The organism is Nocardia sp. NPDC052566 (genome assembly GCF_044547285.1).
Classification (GTDB): domain Bacteria; phylum Actinomycetota; class Actinomycetes; order Mycobacteriales; family Mycobacteriaceae; genus Nocardia.
This window is the reverse complement of the sequence record NZ_JBIUAF010000001.1, coordinates 645,598-662,142: the sequence shown is the minus strand read 5'-3', so window position 1 is coordinate 662,142 and position 16,545 is coordinate 645,598. Positions and strand designations below refer to the sequence as shown.

Here is a 16,545-nt window from a genome sequence, read left to right as displayed (position 1 = left end):
TCAGATCACGGTGAGACCGAGGGCGCGGCAGATATCCGCGGCCTGTGCGGGCGAGATCACCGCACCGCGCAGCTGCCGAGGATCCTTGGCGATGATGCCGCCGAGGTCGGCGCCGCGCAGATCGGCGCCGCGCAGGCGAGTTTCGGAGAGGTCGACCTCCCGCAGTTTGCACCCCGTGAAGACGGCGTCGCGCAGGTCCGTGCGATAGAGATCGGCTTCGGTCAGATCGGATCCGGTGATGTGCACGCCACGTAGTTTCGCCTCGGCGAAGTTGGCCAACTGGAGATTGCAGTCCTCGATGGTCAGCATCACCGCTAGGCCACGCAGCGACGTGAGGTCGGCGCCGGTCATCTTGCACCCGGTGAATCGGGTCTCCGCCAAGAGCGCGTCGTTGAACCGAGCCTGCGACAGATCGACGTTCTCGAATACCGCCATGGTGAGGTCGACACCGCTGAAATCGGTGCGCAGAAAGCTCCCGCCGGTGATCTTCGCGTCGTCCAAGCGGCAATCGCGCAGGACCGCGTCGTCGAACGTGCAGCGGTCGATGACGACATCGGCGAGGTCGAGATCGCTGAGGTCGGCACCGGCGAAACCGCACTGCCGCAACGTCAGCATCTCGCCGGTCAGCGCCGCGATCTTCGCTCGGGCGTCGCTGCCCGAGAAATCCACTTCTTCGAGCACGTTCATGACTCGACCTCTCGACTCGATTCCGTCAGTTCAGGTTTGGTAGGCGCGCTGCTGAATTCCGTACAGCCGGGCGTAGGTGCCACCGAGTCGCATCAGCGAGTCGTGGTCACCGACCTCGGCGATCCGGCGGCCCTCGACCACTACTATCAGGTCGGCCATCCTGACCGTCGAAAACCGATGCGAGACAAGCACGGTGATCCGGCCATCGGCGCGCGCCGACTGGGCGGCCATGGCAAAGCCCTCGAACAGGCTGTGCTCGGTCTCCGCGTCGAGCGCGGCGGTCGGTTCATCGAGCACAACGAGCAGCGGAGTCGTCCGCATGAAACCACGGGCCAGCGCCAGCTTCTGCCACTGACCGAAGCTGACATCGACCCCCGACGGCCAGCGCGGTCCCAGCTGCGTAGCCAGTCCGTCGGGCAGGTGCGCGAGCAGATCGTCCGCGCCACCGCGCGCCACCGCCGCCCGCAGGGCCGATTCGTCGTCCATGGTTCGCACATCACCGATACCGATGGCGGTCCGGGCGGCGAATTCGAATGTCGCGAAGTCCTGGAACGCACCGGCGATCCGCCCGCGCCACTGCTCGGTATCGATCTGATCGAGCGGCACACCGTCGACCTCGATGACGCCCTCGGTGGCCGGATAGAACTTGGTCAGCAGCTTGACGAGCGTCGACTTGCCCGCGCCGTTCTCACCGACCACGGCGACCACCGAACCGGCGGGCAGCGTGAGGTCGGCGCCGATCAGCGTGGGTCGCGCCGCACCCGGATATCGAAAACCGACCTTGCGCAAGGTGATTCCGCTGGTGATGCGCGCGGGCGCAGGCAACGTGGCGGCCGACGCGACCGCACGCGCGTAGTCCTCCAGCCACATCAGACGGCGCGCCGCGTCCAGGAAAACGCCTCGAATGAAATCTATTTCGCCGATGGCCGCCGAAACGTAGTCCGACATTTGGATGCCCGCCGAGAGTACGAGCACCACCCCTGCCGCGGGTGCGTGCGCGATCTCGACCACGTAGAACAGCATCAACGCGTAGCCGAGTCCGAATATCGCCCACGCGAAGGCGTCCCACCCGGCGGAGACGGCTCGCGAACGGCCGATGGGCCGGTACCACCTGGCCCACGCCGCGGCCCGATCCGCGACCAACCGCGGCCCGATCCCGGCCAGCCGAACATCTTTCGCGGCGGCGGGAGTGGTCGCGAGGTCGAAGAGGTGATCGGCGAACCGGCCGTGGACGGCGACCCCCTCCTCGACGCGGCGCTCCACACCGGGGCGCAGCGCCGCGGTGACCAGCACCGGAATCGCGAACACGAGCAGCAGCGGTAGCAGCGGGTCGACGGTGCCGAGCAGCAGCACGATCATGCCGAGCTGGAAGATCCACACCGCGCTGATGACGATCGACTCGTACAGGTGATCGACCATGTACACCTGCTTGCGCAGCACCGCGAGCCGGTCCAGATACTCGGGCCGCTCGTGGTGCTCGATCGTATCGATCGAGGCGAACAACCGCGCCACATGGGTTTCCAGCGAAATCGTCAGCCGATCACGGAATCGGCGTCCCGCCCGCTCGGCGGCGATCGTGAGCAGCCAGCCGGCGCAGGTGGACAGCGCCATGGCGCCGAGGGCGAGATAGATCAGCACACCGCGGCGCTGCACGGCGCCCGCGGTCAGCATCCCCAGCCACACGACGGTGAGCGGCCGTGGCACCGCCGCGAGGATCTGCACCGCAAGCGATGTGATCATCAGCCGCGGCTCGAACCGGTAGCACAGTGCGATCAGCCGCCACATCGATGCCGGGCCACCGGGCAGCGCGACTTCGGAATCTCGCTCCGGCACAGCATTATTCGAGTACGACATACTGCGCACCGTCCTCGTCGTATTCGGTGGTGAACCGGCTGGCCTGCAGGTCGAACATCCGCCGGTAGTGCCCTTCGGCGGCCATCAGCTGATCGTGGTCGCCGAGTTCGGCGACCTTCCCGTCGACGAGCACGGCGATCTGATCGGCCAGCCGAACCGTGGAGAAGCGGTGCGAGATCAGCACCGTCGTCGTGCCTTTCGTCTCGGCGAGCAATCGGGCGAACACCGTCGCCTCCCCCGCGACGTCCAGGTTGGCCGTCGGTTCGTCCAGGATCACGAGCCGCGCCCCCGAGCGGACGCCGCACAGCACGCGCGCGAGCGCCACCCGCTGCCACTGCCCGCCGGACAGGTCGGTCCCGCCGGGATAGCCCTTGGCCATGGGGGTGTCGAGATCGATGAGGTGGTCGGCCCCCGCATCACGCAGCGATGCGCGAATCTCGTCGTCGCTACATCGCCGCCCGGGGTCGACGTTGTCGCGCAGGCTCCGTTCGAAATGTGCGAAGTCCTGGAACACGGCGGCGATCCCGGCGCGCCAGGCCGCCACGTCGAGATCGCGAAGGTCGGTGCCGCCCACCAGTATTCGGCCGCCGGTCGGATCGTAGAACCGGCACAGTAGCTTCGCGAGGCTGGTCTTGCCCACGCCGTTGGCACCGACGATCGCCAGGGACTTCCCCGCCGGAATCCGCAGATTCAACCCGGCGTAGACCGAACCCTCCGACCGGGGATAGCCGAAGCTCACCTCGCGCAGCTCCACCTCCACCTGTCGATCCGGCACTGTCGATACACCGGTGGCGAGGTGGCCCGCGGGACCGAGGAGCGGCTCGATCTGGTTCACCGCCCGCACGGCGGTCGCCGCGTCGTCGGCGGCCCAGGTCAAACCGCCGAACGCCACCCACTGCACGCCGACGGCCAACTGGACCGCCGAGATCAGTTCCGGCAGTGGCCAATCCCCCGCGATATAGCGAAAACCCATGAGGCCGAAGACCGCCATATTGCCGACGATCACCAGTGCCGCGGCACCAAGGACCGACCGTTCCCGCAGCCGGGTAGCCGAGTACTGGGCGTCATACAGTTCGAGACGCCAGCGGGCGAAGCGCTCGACCACCCAGTCGGGCAGTCCGAACAGCCGTACCTCCTTGGCGAATTCGGGTTCCATGGCCAGTTCGTACGCGTAATTGGCGTGCTGGCGGGTCAATTCGACCTCGGCGGTGTTGCGGTCCTTCCATACCGAACTCTCGCGCAGCAGCCAGTGCGTGGCACTCCAGATGGCCACCAGAGCCAGTGCCGCCCACCAGCTGTACACGACGAGGGTGGCCGCCGAAACGACGCCGACCAGAAACCGGTGCAGCGAACCGCGCACGAAGTAGATCGCGAGATACAGCGGTGGACCGCTCATACTGCGGTCGACATCGCGAATCGCGGCGAGGTCAGGATGCTCCAGGTGGCCGAGGCCCTCGGGCGCCACGCTGGCCCGCATCTGGCGCTCGTTCAACCAATTCGCCAGCCGCGAGCCGAGACTCATACTCACCACGGATTCGGCGTGCGGCAGCACCTGCATGAGCAAGAAGCACACACCCAGCGCGACGAGCGCGGGTACGAGGCGCCCACCATCCGGTGCGCTGACCCGGCCGATGACCTGCCCGGTGAGCACGGCGAAGACCGACGGCAGCACAGCGCCGATGATCAGCAGACTCCACCAGGCGACGGCGCGGTTCGGCGATGCCTGCCGCAGCGCGGCGAACAGCTGGACCATGGGGCGACTGTTCATCAGCCCGCACCTCGCGCATCCGCGAGGCGCGCACCGCCGCGCCGGATCACTTCGATCCGTACGGTGCTCGGCGACAACGCCTCTCGAAGCAGATCGACCGCCTTGGTCGCTCCGTCACCGATACTGCCGCAGGTGAAGACGTCGACGAAGATATCGCCCGATTCCGGATAGGTGTGGATCGAGGCATGCGACTCCGAAAGCAGTGCCACCACGGTGACACCCTGCGGCTCGAACTTCTTGTGCGCCACTTCGCAGATGGTTATCCCGGCTGCCAGCAATGATTTTCGGAGCGCCGTGTCGAGCCGCTCGAGATCGTCGCAGAGGCCTGCGTCGACACCACCGAACTCGGCCAGCACATGCCGACCGGTGAATTCCGCCGTCATGGGCAAACTCACTCTCGCTCAGCGCCACTGACATACGCGGTCAATGGCGGTAACCATGGCAGGCAGATGCCGCCGATATCCTGCTCACAACCAGCAGCGCGGCGAGCGCACGAGCGTCGCGACCTGCCGGGCCGAACCTTCGATCTGTGCTATCGCGGTGACCACACGCGCGGCGTCGACGGCCTTACGCAAGTCCGCTGTGCCGCGCACACCGGCGGCGAACTCCTCGAGTGCGCGTTCGATCGGGGTACCGCTGCCCGATTTCGCACTGCGGGACAAAAGCATTCGCCGGCCGTCTCTGATCAGCCACGCCGACAGGTAGCGGTCCGTCTCCTCCAGCCGGAGGCTGCCGCGTTCGCCCGCGATGACGAAGCCCCTGCGCTTGGTGCGGCTGATCCAGCATGCGTGCACCCGCACGGTGATCGCCGACGGTGTCCGGCCGGTGAGTGCCACGCATCCGGCGACCTGGCCGTCCATCGTCTGGCGGCATTCCTCGACCTCCAGACAAGGCTTGTCGCCCTCCCCCAGCACGCCGAGACGCACCAGGATGGAGATGTCGTGTATCGCCAGATCCCAGAGTGCGTCCACGTCGTAGCGGACCGGGCCGTCGGCGGCGCGCTCGACCGCCACCGCGACCACCTCACCGATCGCGTTGTCCGCCAGCGCCTTTCCCAGCGCCGCGACCTCCGCGCTCCACCAGTACTGGTGGTCGACGGTGAGCATGAGATCGCCGTCGCGCGCGAGATCGAGCAGTTCGGCGGAGTCCTCGGTGGTCACCGTGAACGGTTTTTCGGTGAAGACGTGTTTGCCCGCGCGCAGCGCCTGACGGATCGGTTCGGCGTGCGCCGACGCCGGGGTGGTGACGATCGCCGCGTCGCACCGCACGGCCGACAGCGCGGCGGAAAGCTCGCGCCATCCGGATAATGCTGTGGGCCCGGCGAATTCGTCGTCGCCGAAGCGTGGATCCACGACGCCGACGATCTCCAGCGCGTCCACCCGGCGCGCGATGTTCAGAAAGCGCGAACCCCAGTATCCGTAGCCGACCAGGACGGCTCTGACCGGTTGGGCGTCGACCACGGCGGTCACCTTTCGATTTCACGAACGAGCAGGAACGGCTCGGCCGCAGGCACTCCGATGACGGAGCCCCACAGCTGCGCCGATGCGCGGATCGCCTGAGCGGACCGCGGGTGCGGCCAATCCCGGTTCTCGGTGTCGTAGCAGGCGAATGCGCTTAGCTTGGCGTCGATTTCGGCGCTGATGTCGACGAACCAGGTCGGGATGAACGTACTGTCCTGCGCCGGGGTCCATTCGTTGCTGGACATCGGCGCGTAGGTGAGGAATCGGCCGACGCGGCTGCCCGGCCGTGGCCGGGCGGCCACCGCGGCGGACTCGAATACCGCACGGTGGTCACGGTTCACGTCCGGGTGGACGCAGTAGACGGTGTCGGCTTCGGTCTGCGCGATGGCCTCCTCGACGACCCGGTTGATCTCGACATGGGCGACGGTGTCCAGCCGCATATCGGGCAGCCCGCCCTTGATCCACTTGCGCACACCGAGCGTTTCCAGCGCGGCAGCGGCCTCAACGTACTTGCGCTCGACGATGTCGGGGCGCCCGGGATACTGCGTGCTGCTGCCGTCGGTCACCCAGACGACCGTGACTTCGTCCCCCTGCTTCACATGGCGCGCGATCGTGCCGCCCATGCCGAGGATCTCGTCATCGGGATGCGCCGCGACGACCAGTACTTGTTTCGGCATGATCGAATGTGCCCTTCCGTTCTCGGTGAAGTCGATCCAGCAGCGCGTCGACCGGATCGCGCTCGGCACGCATGGCGGTGCTCGCGGCCGTCAGCCGCTGTTCGATCATGTCGCTACCGATGGCTTCGTCAACAGCTCGGATGAACTCGTCGGCGGTCGGAGCGCTGCCCAGATCGATACCGAGCCCCTGTGCGGCGAGGGCGGCGGCGTTGCGGCGGCCGTCGGGCCACTGCGTCATCATCACCGAGGGCACCGCGCAGCGCAGCGCAGCGATCAGGGTTCCCATGCCGCCGTGGTTGACCGAGACGTCGGCGTAGGCGAGTACCTCGCGCAGGTTGGCTCGCGCAACGATCCTGGTGCCCGCGCCCGAGCTGAGCCCGGGAACTCGGCCACCGATCATGAGCACGCGATATCGCCCCCGATCGGCACGGTCGAGGAACTCCCGCAGTTGATCGGGCAGCGTTCTGGCCCAGCCGTCCCCGAGTGTGCAGACGACGACGGGCACCTCGCTCTCGGTGAGGAACCGCCTTGTCGGCTCGTCGAGCCGATGCCGGTCCGATCCGTAATAGTCGGGGTAGCCGACGATTTCGAAGGCGGGCGGTATGCCCGGGGGCAGCGTCGCCAGTGGTGACGCGGTCAGCACCAGCCCGCCCTCGCGATCCACCCTGGCGAAGGTGGCGCCGTCCGGCGCGGGGTCGAGGCCGATGTCGCGGCGGACCTCGGCGATCCGCGGCAACGCGAGCCGGTCGACCAGCCGCGCCATCCTTTCGTCGGGCCGCGAGCGCATGCCGCTGCCCGTCCCGGTGTCGAAGGTCGCGGGCACCGACGCGCCGAGGAACGTGGAAATCACCGGGATGCCCAGCATTTCGCCGCCCAAGCCGGCACCGAGGTGGTGCGAGGGCGCCACGATCGCATCGGGCCGTTGCGCCAACCGCGTCAGTGCCGCGACGAAATGCCGGGCACTGCGCAGCGACGCGTCGAAATACAGCCGGTGCGTGGCCAATTCGGTACTCGGCGTCGCGGGTCCGACCGGCACATTCTCGAACACGTGCGCACACTGGCTCCCGGTGGCGACCAGATGGAAGTCGAGCCCTGCCTCCTCGATATCGGAGGCGTACTCGTCGTACTCCAGCACGACGACCCGATGACCGCGCTCGACCAGGGACCGGCCGATGCCGAGCAGCGGATACAGGTCGCCGCGGGTGCCCTGGCCGAGCAGGGCGATGTTCACCGGCCGCCCCCGATGGCCGCGGCGACATTGCGGGTATCGACGATCGGGACCGAGCTGTTGCGCAGTAGCTTCCAGTCCACCGCGTCGTGCGCGGTGAGGATCACGAAACAGTCGTAGCCGCCGACGGCCTCGGCCGTGAGCGGAACAGACCGCAGCACACCGGTATCCAGTTGCAGCACCGGGACATGCGGATCGTGGTAGCTCGCCTCGATTCCGGCCGCGGACAGTTCGGCAAGGATCGGGATCGCCGGAGATTCGCGGACGTCACCGATGTTCGCCTTGTAGGCGACACCGATCGCCAGCACGCGCGCGGGTTTGCCCACGGGGTGCGAGCCGGCGAGCCGCTCGTGGATTCGCCGCACGATGACCGAGGGGCGCGCGTGGTTGGCGTTGATCGCCGAATCGAGCACCGGCGTGCCGACATCGTGTGACTTCGCGAAGTGCGCAAGGTAGCCCGAATCCACGGGGATGCAGTGACCGCCCGCTCCGGGGCCCGGATCGAAACCGTAGAAGCCGAACGGCTTGGTGCGGCACGCATCACTGATCTCCCAAGGATCGAGACCTAGTGAGACACACAGGGCTTCGTGTTCGTTCGCGAAGGCGATGTTGACCAGACGCCAGCTGTTCTCGTACAGCTTGGCCATCTCCGCGGCATGCGTACTCGACATCGGCCGCACGTCGTCCACCACGGTGCGATAGAACTCCGTGACCGCCTTCAGGCACTCCTCGGTGCATCCGGAGACCAGTTTCGGAATGTTCTTCATCGTCCAGTTCTGACTGCCCGGGTCGATGCGCTCCGGGGAGAATCCGACGAAGAGATCCACACCCGGCGTCCAACCCGCCTCGAGGAAGGGCGGAAGGAAGATCTTCTCGGTGGTGCCCGGATAGGACGTACTCTCCAGGACGACAACGGCATTCGGGGTGACCACCGCGGCGATCGCCTTCGCGGCCGCCGCGATGCTCGAGGTGTCGGGCAGCCCCGCGTCGTCCAACGGCGTCGGGACGGCGACGATCCACAGGTCGGCGGCGGGCGCGGTCTCGATGCTGGTGTACAGATCGACCAGGCCGTCCGCGACCGCCCTGCGGATATCGGCCCACTCGTCGGGCCCGCGTCCGCTGGTCTCGGCGCGAAGATCGTCGACGCGGTGCGGGTTGGTGTCGATCGCCGAGACCCGGTGGCCCGCCGCGCTCGACGCGAGACAGATCGCCACGCCGACATAGCCGACCCCGACGACATTTACTGAAACTACTTCTGCTGACGGCACAGCCATGTCAGACCGATCCTCCGACGGACGTATCTACGGGAGCCTCGACAATGCTTCGAATCACGGATTCCAGTGGGGTGGCACAGTCACGGCCGATGAGCTCGCGCAGCCGGGAGGTATCCGGAACCCGTCGACGGATATCTCGCGCACCGTGGCCGTGGACGCTGTCATAGGGCTCGTACCGCACGACCGACGACGACCCGGTCACCCGGATGACCGTCGCGGCCAGGTCGCCGATCGACGTCTCCTGATCGCTGCCGATATTGATCGTCTGCCCGTGCGCGGCCGAGGTGGTGAGTGTGGCGACGATCGCCCGCACCACGTCACCGACGGCGCTGAAGCTGCGCGTCTGCCTGCCGTCCCCATGGATGGTGATCGGCTGGTTGTCGCGAGCCCAGCCGATGAACCGCGGCACCACCAGGCCGTACTGGCCGGACTGGCGCGGTCCGATGGTGTTGAACAACCGGCCGAGCACGACCGGCCCTTCGGTGCGGCGCGCGTACTCGTTGACCAGCAGTTCGCCGACCCCTTTCGCGAACGCGTACGCGGATCGGGGATTGGCGGGCGGCGCGATGATGATGTCGGCGTCTTCGGCCAGCGGCTGCACGGCGGAATCGCCGTAGATCTCGCTGGTGGAGGCGAAGAACAGCGGGACACGCGTGGCGCCCGCGACCGCGAGCACGGTCCGCGTGGCCCGAATCGCTTCGAGCACAGTCTGTTCCGGATTCCGCTCGACGTACATCGCGCCGACCCGGCCCGCGAGGTGGAAGATGTGCGTCGCACCGGCCGCCACCGCCGCGGTGCCACGCTCGTCGGACACCGAGCCCTCGGTGAACTCGAAGTCCGGCGAGCGCAATGGTTCCCGCAGGTTCTCCATGGTGCCCGCCGAGAGGTCATCGATACCGCGCACCCGCCAGCCCGCAGCGAGCAGATAGTCGACCAGATGGGATCCGATGAAACCCGCCGCACCGGTGACGAGGGCCGTTCTCATGTCAGCACCCGGGTGAGTTCCGCAGGCGCTATCGACGACCTGACGAACTGGAACGACTCACCGTATCCACAACTCGCCTGGCTGCCCCGGAATTGCGCGAGACCGGTCAGCGCCTCGGTGGAACGCGGGCCCGGAAAATGCGCGTGCCGCGACGGCATCTCACCGAATGCCGCCAGCTTGGCTTCGAGTGATTCGGTGATGTCGACGGTCCAGTGCGGGTTGAATGCGGGCTCGGCTCCCGGAACATTCCAATAGGTTTCGGAAATCGTCTCGTACATCGCCGTCAACCGGATATCGCGGCCGCCCCGATAGGGACGGGTGGCCACCACGGCGGATTCGAAGGTGACGCGATGATCGATGTGGCGGTCGGGAAACGGCAGCAGCACGATATCGGGCCCGACATCGTTCATCACCTGCTGCATCCGGCCGTTCAGCTCCGCGACCGGAACCTGATTCACCGCCGTGGTGGGATAATCGAAGAAAATGGATTCGCGGACGCCGAGTACCTTGTGGGCGCGGCGCGCTTCGTTCTGGATCATGGCACGGTCCCCCGCCGCGAACACCGGTTCCAGCTCGGAGCACACGGTGACAACGGTCACCTCGGCACCGGCGCGAGTGAACAGCGCGATCGTTCCGCCCGCACCGAGGCATTCGTCGTCGGAATGCGGCGCAACTACCACTACTTTCGTCAAGGATGATTCTCCCTGCTGCCTTTCGGCACATCTGATGGGTGGTGAAGACATTCAGCTGACTTGTGAAGATACAAGGAGATTTACGTATGCTCCAGAGTCGTCAGCATCCCGAGGTTATTGGAGTATCTGTTGAATGTCGCCGAATCCCTTCGCCGAGCCGATCCAGCGTCGACGGCCATATCCGGCGCGGACGGCTCGTGCACCTATGGGCAACTCCTCGACAATGTGGCACGACTGTCCTCCGCGTTCCACCGAATGGGCCTGACCCGCGGCGACAGAATCTGTGTTGTGCTTTCCAACACGACGGCTCACATTCTCACATATTTTTCGGCGACGGCCGGAGGATATGTGGTCGTCTCATTGAATCCGAAGTCGACGGCCGCGGAAATCACCCGGGCATTCGAATTGACAAGGCCTGGCCTCGTCGTCACGGAAGCGAGCGCGCTGCCTCAGGTGCACCAGGCCGTGTCGGCGATGCCGTATCCGGTCCGGCTGATCAGCGACGTGCCCGTCGACGGCCTCCCGTCGTTGGCGGAGCTCATCGAAACAGCGCAGGCAGGCGCGGCGATCACCGCGATGTCGGCCGAGGATCCGGCCTCGATCATGTTCACCTCCGGAAGCACCGGACGCCCGAAGGGTGTCGTGCTCACCCATGCCAACGTGATCTGGGCGGCGCAGGCCAAGGCGTCCCGGATGCGGCCGAGCACGCGGGACGCCGTCGCGCTGCTCTCGCCGCTGCACCACACCTACGGCCAGAACGCCGTGCTCAACGCGGCCTTCTCCGGCGGGGCCGCCGTGGTGCTGTTCGACCCGCGCCGACGGCGGCAGTTGGTTGCCGATCTGGCCGAGTACGCGGTCACCGCGCTGCCGAGCGTGCCCGCGGTGTTCCAGCTGCTGCTCGATCTCGGCGCCGATCGGCAGCGGCTGCCACGGCTGCGCTACGCGCTGTCCGCCGCCGCACCGCTCCCCCAGCGGATGACCGGGGAATGGGTGCGCAGGTTCGGATACCCACTGCACGAGGGGTACGGACTCACCGAGACCTCACCGTGTGCGCTCTACAACGATCAGCACTCCGCCGCACCCGGTTCGCTCGGGAAACCCTATGCGGGAGTACGCATCAGGGTCGTCGACGAGTCCGGCGCCGACGTGCCGACCGGCGAGATCGGCGAACTCCTGATCGCAGGCCCCAACGTCATGCGCGGCTACTTCGAGGATCCCGCCGCCACCGCCGAGGCGATCGTCGACGGCTGGCTCCATTCGGGAGACCAGGTGCGCCGCGACGAGCACGGCGATCTCTGGCTGGCGGGCCGGAAGAAGAACATCATCATCGTCTCCGGTGCGAATGTCTTTCCCGCCGAGGTGGAATCGGTGCTGCTCGGCCATGCCGCGGTGGCCGACGCGGTGGTGGTCGGCCGGCCACACCCGGTCGTCGGGGAGACCGTCGTCGCCCTCGTCCACCTGCGCGAGCCCGAGCACACCGGGGTGGTCGCCGAGCTGCGCGAGCTCTGCAACACCGAACTCGCCGCGTACAAACGACCGTCGTCGATCCGGCCGATCGCCGCGGTTCCCCTACTCGCCTCGGGCAAGCCGGATCTGGAGCGACTCCGGCAACTCGCCCTCGACTGACCAGTCGTCTCGATGCCGGAACGGGCAGCTCTGCCCGTTCCGGTCATCGCCGTCGGGCAGGAAGTACTGCCGCCACTCGCGATTGTCCGGATCGCCGTAGTTCCCGAGCAGACCGGGCGGCGGCTCCCGGCGATCGAACTCGCGCAACCGTTTCCGGATGACCCGCCGTGCCGCCGCCCCGCGCGGCGTCGCGGCATCGATTTCCTCGAACACCCAGCGCGGCTGGAACGAGATCATGAAGGTCGGGCTGAACCGGCTTCTGCGCGACCGGTGCGCCGGTGTATTGCACACCACGAACAGCGGGGTGCCACCGAAGCTGAACTCCCATGCGGCATTGTCGGTGTCCTGCGGAATCTCGGCGGGCCAACTCGCTTCGTCACTGCCGTGCAGGAACTGCAACACCTCCCAGAACCGCTGCCGGTACCGGTCGATGTCGGCGACCGGCCGCGCGGAGCCGAAGAACACGATCAGCGCCGTCTCCCTATCGATGTGCCGGTAGACCCGCAGGTACTCGGTGAGAATGTCCGGCAGCCGCGCCCACGTCCGCTCGTCGTCGACGTCGTCGACGAAGCCGAAGCGCAGCGTGGACTTGCGGACCGCGGACACCGCGAAGAAACACGGAAACGGGTCCGCCCGGGACGCCAGGGTGGTGTGCAGGTCGTCAATGGCCGCTGTTCCCCAGCTCGGAAGCCTGCCGATCACCTGGGTGCGCGGGTTCTCGTTCGACAACAATTGATGCTCCATAGAAAACGGAGGAGACCGTGGCCACGATCGATCGAGCCACGGTCTCGGCGAATCCGGGGCATGATCAGCCCGAGAAATAGTCCTCGAGCCCGCCGGCGCGGCGAATGTCGAGCGTCACGCAGTGGAAGCCACCGCCGAGGCTGCGACCGTGCCGCCACCGGCACGGGACCGGGGTGAATCCGTGTTTCTCGAGGTCACGCATCAGCGGTTCCTGGATGTCTTGCACCACCACGTGCTCCTGGTCCAGCGACAGGACATTCATCCCGATCGTCTGGGAGGCCAGCAGCGGGATGCCGTCCTGGGCGATCTCGAGCGGACGGTCCAGCCACGAGTATCGAATGACGTCCCAGTTCCGTAGCGGAGCGGGCAGCAGATCGATATCGACGGTGTCGCGGGCGAGCAGCACACCAGGACGCAACGGCAACACCTCACCATCGATATGCGTGTCGGTGATATTCGTGAGGTGCACCCGATACTGATCACCGAGGTGCTGCGCGAGCCATCGCGCACCCATGCGATGGTTTTCCGAGGAGGCGTTGAATACCAGGTCCCGGCCGAGCCGCATCACCTGGGCGCCGTCGAACATGATCTCGTAGAACGGCGCCTGGGACGATTCCTCGTCGAACCCGATGCCGCGCAGGAAACCGGTGTCGAAGTTGTGGTCGAGCAGGCGCGACTTGGGCGCCACCGTCCACTTCGCACCCCGGTTGAAATACTCCGTGAACAACTCTTTGTAGAGCTCGGGCTCAAAATATCTGGCCCGCATCATCGGCGAGGTTTCGATGATCTCGTTGCCGATCACCAGAAAGATGTCCCGGCTCATCAGCGCATGGCCCATCGGGGCCTTCCAGTACGGCGACTGAACGACCGGAACCTCCTCCGAGACCTCCGGCCGCCGGACCGTGACCCGGAAATCGTCCATGATCTTGATGAGGTCGGAGATGTCCTCGAGACATTCTTCCTTCATCTGATTCGACGGACGAACCTTGCGCATATCGCCATCGGTGTTGATGGTCGATCGGTTCGTGTGGAAGAAGATTCGGAACGTGCGGTCGTTGTGGTAATCGAGGTGATAGGGAGTCCCGATGACGACTTCCTCCAGCGGATCCCATTCGTTATGGGTACTCACCGGGCTGGTCAGCTTTTCCTCGGGCACCGGTGTCTCGGCGAATTCCGCCTGCACTGAACGTCGACCTCCTCTGATCTGCGACAGAAACTATCGGGTGTGTTGCTGCATTCGGTCGGACACGAGCGGCATCAGGGTGTCCTCGGTCGTCCCGCCTTCGACGAAGCAGCCCTCGAAGGTCCCGCCGGGACCGAAGGTCGACTGAAGGTGGTCGATATAGGCGTGCCAGGCTGGGTCGCTGCCGATGGTGCGGTCGGCGAGCGCCCGCAACTTGAGCCGCGCCCGGTCACTGCCGAGCGCGGCGGCCAACTGCGGCGCGCGGGCGATCAGCGCCATCAATTCGACGCCGATGCCGCTCTCGCCGAGATCGCGCCACAGCTCGTCCCGTGCGCGCTCCTGACCCGCGAACAGATCCGCCCGGCGCGGCCGGGGACCGGCGACCGGCGCCTCGATCGCGGCCGCGGTCAGCTCGATTCGCTTGCCGTTCAGGTAGAGCACCGGCACGCCCTTGGCGAGGCAGAAGGCGATCGCCTCCGACGCCGTCTGCACAACGGGTTCGCCCTTCGCGTTCAACGACGTGTTGCACACCATCGGGACACCGGTGTGCTCGGCGAACGCCGCCACCGCGGCGAACAGGCGTGGGTCGTCGGCCTCGGTGAGGCTCTGCAACCTGGCGGTGCCGTCGAGGTGGGTGATCGCGGGCACCATGTCCCGTTTCGCGGCGGCGACCCGGAAGACCTCCAGCATGTACGGCGACCGGCGGTCACCGTCGAACCACTGGGCGACCTTGTCTTCCAGCACGATCGGCGCGACCGGCCGCCACCACTGCCGATCCTTGATCTCGTTCAGTCTGTCCTTGCTCGCCTGGCGCCGCGGATCGGCGAGCAGGCTGCGATGACCGAGTGCCCGCGGACCGATCTCGCTCGCGCCGTCCACCCAGGCCACCGGCCCGCGCTCGAGATCGGCGACGAACCGATCGCCGCTGAACTCGGAGATGTCGGCGATCGCCGCGGCATACGCGTGCCACGCCTGCTCGAATTCGATCTCCCGCGGGCCGAGATAGGGGCCGGGAAATACGAATTCCGCCGTGGGCAGCACGCCGTCGGCGTAGAAGCCGGCGAGCCCGATGCCGAGCGCCTGCCCGCCGTCGTTCGCGCAGGGCGGGCAGAGCAGTCCGCGAAATCCGAATTCGTCGAGCAGCCGGGAATTGGTGGGACAGTTCAGCGCCGAGCCGCCGCTCATGCCGAGATAGGCCGACCGGGTGTCGACGTCGAACTCCGCCGCCAATCGCTGGATATTGCGCACGGCGATGTGTTCGGCGATCTGCTGCACCCGCCACATGACCGCTGTTCGCACATGCTCGTCCGATGTCAGCCTGCGGTCACCGCAGGTACCGATCACGTTCGCCGCCAGCAGTTGGCCGGCCTCGTCCAGGGCGGTGGTCATCACGCGGGTGGCCGTCGCCCAGCCGTTGTCCCGCGCGCCGTAGAAGGTCAGCTCGTCGATCGCCGACTGCGACAGCGCGGGAATCTCGGCGCGGCATGAGCACAGCGAGGTCGCGGCCATCAGCGTGCCCGGCTCCTGGCCGAAGACCATGACCGCCGCCGTGTACAGCAACCCGGGCGATTCGACCGGGCGGATATGCACCTCACCGTTGCGAACCACCGCACCCGAGTACCAGTAGGCCGGAACTCGATCTTCCAGGACGAAGTCGGGTCCGCCGTCGATGGCGAGCGCGACGATCGTTTCCTCACGGAAGACGCGGGAGTCGAGCAGCAGGCAGGAGAACAGGTGCCCGATGCTGTGCACCGAGGTGCGCGCATCGTGTGCGAGCTGCCTGATCTTGCCGCTGTCGCCGGCATCGGGCAGCCCCCAGATGCCGCTGATATCGGCCATTGTCAGGCCTTCGGTGCGTACCAGCGCTTCGAACAGCAGGGTCCGTCGCTCTTCGGTGAAGAATGGCCAGACATGATGTTTGAGACCGCTGATGCGCTCCAGCTCCCAATATCGGATCAGTTCGACCCGCTCGCCCTCACGCCGCCACAGGGCGACGCACTGATCGTGGCGCTGCCAATACAGAGATCCGGGACCGACGGCGGAGACATAGGCCGACAAGAAGTATTCACCGGTCACGTCGATTAGTCCTCGGCCCTGGTATCCACGAATTTCGCGAGACCGGCGAGGGTCATCCCCCCGATTTCGAACATCTCCTCTTCATCGATCTCGACATCGAATTGTTCCTCGATATCGAGCGCCAGTTCGACCACCATCAGTGAATCCAGCCCGAGGCCGCCCTCGCCTATCCGAGTATCGGGTCCCGGCGGCGCGCCGTCGGATGGCCATTCCAATCCGACGAGGATCATCTTCACCAGCTTGTCCAGGGTGGTGATCTCCTGTGCTGCTGTCCGGGATTCCACGGAACTC

15 protein-coding genes are annotated in these 16,545 nt (G+C 66.6%); 1 reads left to right on the top strand and 14 read right to left on the bottom strand.

Going from position 1 to position 16,545, the window contains the following annotated elements:
• From ACIG5A_RS02765 to ACIG5A_RS02720, 10 genes are all read right to left on the bottom strand, one after another.
• Positions 1-687, bottom strand: a complete 687-nt coding sequence (locus ACIG5A_RS02765) for a pentapeptide repeat-containing protein (protein ID WP_397236973.1) — start codon at positions 685-687, stop codon at positions 1-3.
• Positions 688-717: 30 nt separating this feature from the next.
• On the bottom strand, positions 718-2,541 hold the full coding sequence (locus tag ACIG5A_RS02760) for an ATP-binding cassette domain-containing protein (RefSeq protein ID WP_397236971.1): 1,824 nt from the start codon (positions 2,539-2,541) through the stop codon (positions 718-720).
• Positions 2,525-4,309 carry an ABC transporter ATP-binding protein gene (locus ACIG5A_RS02755; RefSeq protein WP_397236969.1) on the bottom strand — a complete coding sequence of 595 codons (1,785 nt, stop codon included), beginning with the start codon at positions 4,307-4,309 and terminating at the stop codon, positions 2,525-2,527. Before ACIG5A_RS02755 ends, ACIG5A_RS02760 begins: the two co-directional genes overlap by 17 nt.
• Positions 4,309-4,692 carry an adenosylmethionine decarboxylase gene (speD, locus tag ACIG5A_RS02750; protein WP_397236967.1) on the bottom strand — a complete coding sequence of 128 codons (384 nt, stop codon included), beginning with the start codon at positions 4,690-4,692 and terminating at the stop codon, positions 4,309-4,311. The genes ACIG5A_RS02755 and speD overlap by 1 nt, the downstream gene beginning before the upstream one ends.
• An 84-nt stretch (positions 4,693-4,776) precedes the next feature.
• The gene (locus ACIG5A_RS02745) at positions 4,777-5,778 is read right to left on the bottom strand and encodes a Gfo/Idh/MocA family protein (protein ID WP_397236965.1); all 1,002 of its coding nucleotides are present in this window, start codon (positions 5,776-5,778) and stop codon (positions 4,777-4,779) included.
• Entirely contained in the window at positions 5,775-6,446 is a 672-nt protein-coding gene (locus tag ACIG5A_RS02740) for a PIG-L deacetylase family protein (RefSeq protein WP_397236963.1), read from the bottom strand. Before ACIG5A_RS02740 ends, ACIG5A_RS02745 begins: the two co-directional genes overlap by 4 nt.
• Positions 6,406-7,677: a glycosyltransferase gene (locus ACIG5A_RS02735; protein ID WP_397236961.1), complete on the bottom strand. Its 1,272-nt coding sequence runs from the start codon at positions 7,675-7,677 to the stop codon at positions 6,406-6,408. The genes ACIG5A_RS02740 and ACIG5A_RS02735 overlap by 41 nt, the downstream gene beginning before the upstream one ends.
• Positions 7,674-8,948 carry a nucleotide sugar dehydrogenase gene (locus ACIG5A_RS02730; RefSeq protein ID WP_397236959.1) on the bottom strand — a complete coding sequence of 425 codons (1,275 nt, stop codon included), beginning with the start codon at positions 8,946-8,948 and terminating at the stop codon, positions 7,674-7,676. The genes ACIG5A_RS02735 and ACIG5A_RS02730 overlap by 4 nt, the downstream gene beginning before the upstream one ends.
• 1 nt (position 8,949) lies before the next feature.
• Positions 8,950-9,933, bottom strand: a complete 984-nt coding sequence (locus ACIG5A_RS02725) for an NAD-dependent epimerase/dehydratase family protein (RefSeq protein ID WP_397236957.1) — start codon at positions 9,931-9,933, stop codon at positions 8,950-8,952.
• A complete protein-coding gene (locus ACIG5A_RS02720; protein ID WP_397236955.1) occupies positions 9,930-10,625 on the bottom strand; it encodes a PIG-L deacetylase family protein in 696 nt (231 codons plus the stop codon). Before ACIG5A_RS02720 ends, ACIG5A_RS02725 begins: the two co-directional genes overlap by 4 nt.
• Positions 10,626-10,742: 117 nt before the next feature.
• On the opposite strand from ACIG5A_RS02720, the gene ACIG5A_RS02715 reads away from it, so the two are divergent.
• The gene (locus ACIG5A_RS02715) at positions 10,743-12,251 is read left to right on the top strand and encodes a class I adenylate-forming enzyme family protein (RefSeq protein ID WP_397236953.1); all 1,509 of its coding nucleotides are present in this window, start codon (positions 10,743-10,745) and stop codon (positions 12,249-12,251) included.
• Here ACIG5A_RS02715 and ACIG5A_RS02710 read toward each other — a convergent pair.
• The 4 genes from ACIG5A_RS02710 to ACIG5A_RS02695 form a co-directional block, all read right to left on the bottom strand.
• Complete coding sequence (locus ACIG5A_RS02710) at positions 12,195-12,980, bottom strand: YqcI/YcgG family protein (RefSeq protein WP_397236951.1); 786 nt, start codon at positions 12,978-12,980, stop codon at positions 12,195-12,197. The two genes, ACIG5A_RS02715 and ACIG5A_RS02710, sit on opposite strands and share 57 nt — an antisense overlap.
• Positions 12,981-13,059: 79 nt before the next feature.
• Entirely contained in the window at positions 13,060-14,178 is a 1,119-nt protein-coding gene (locus ACIG5A_RS02705) for a hypothetical protein (RefSeq protein ID WP_397236949.1), read from the bottom strand.
• Between the two features lie 33 nt (positions 14,179-14,211).
• Positions 14,212-16,254: a carbamoyltransferase C-terminal domain-containing protein gene (locus ACIG5A_RS02700; RefSeq protein WP_397236947.1), complete on the bottom strand. Its 2,043-nt coding sequence runs from the start codon at positions 16,252-16,254 to the stop codon at positions 14,212-14,214.
• Positions 16,255-16,259: 5 nt separating this feature from the next.
• Positions 16,260-16,538, bottom strand: a complete 279-nt coding sequence (locus ACIG5A_RS02695; RefSeq protein WP_397236945.1) for an acyl carrier protein — start codon at positions 16,536-16,538, stop codon at positions 16,260-16,262.
• Positions 16,539-16,545 lie beyond the last annotated feature (7 nt).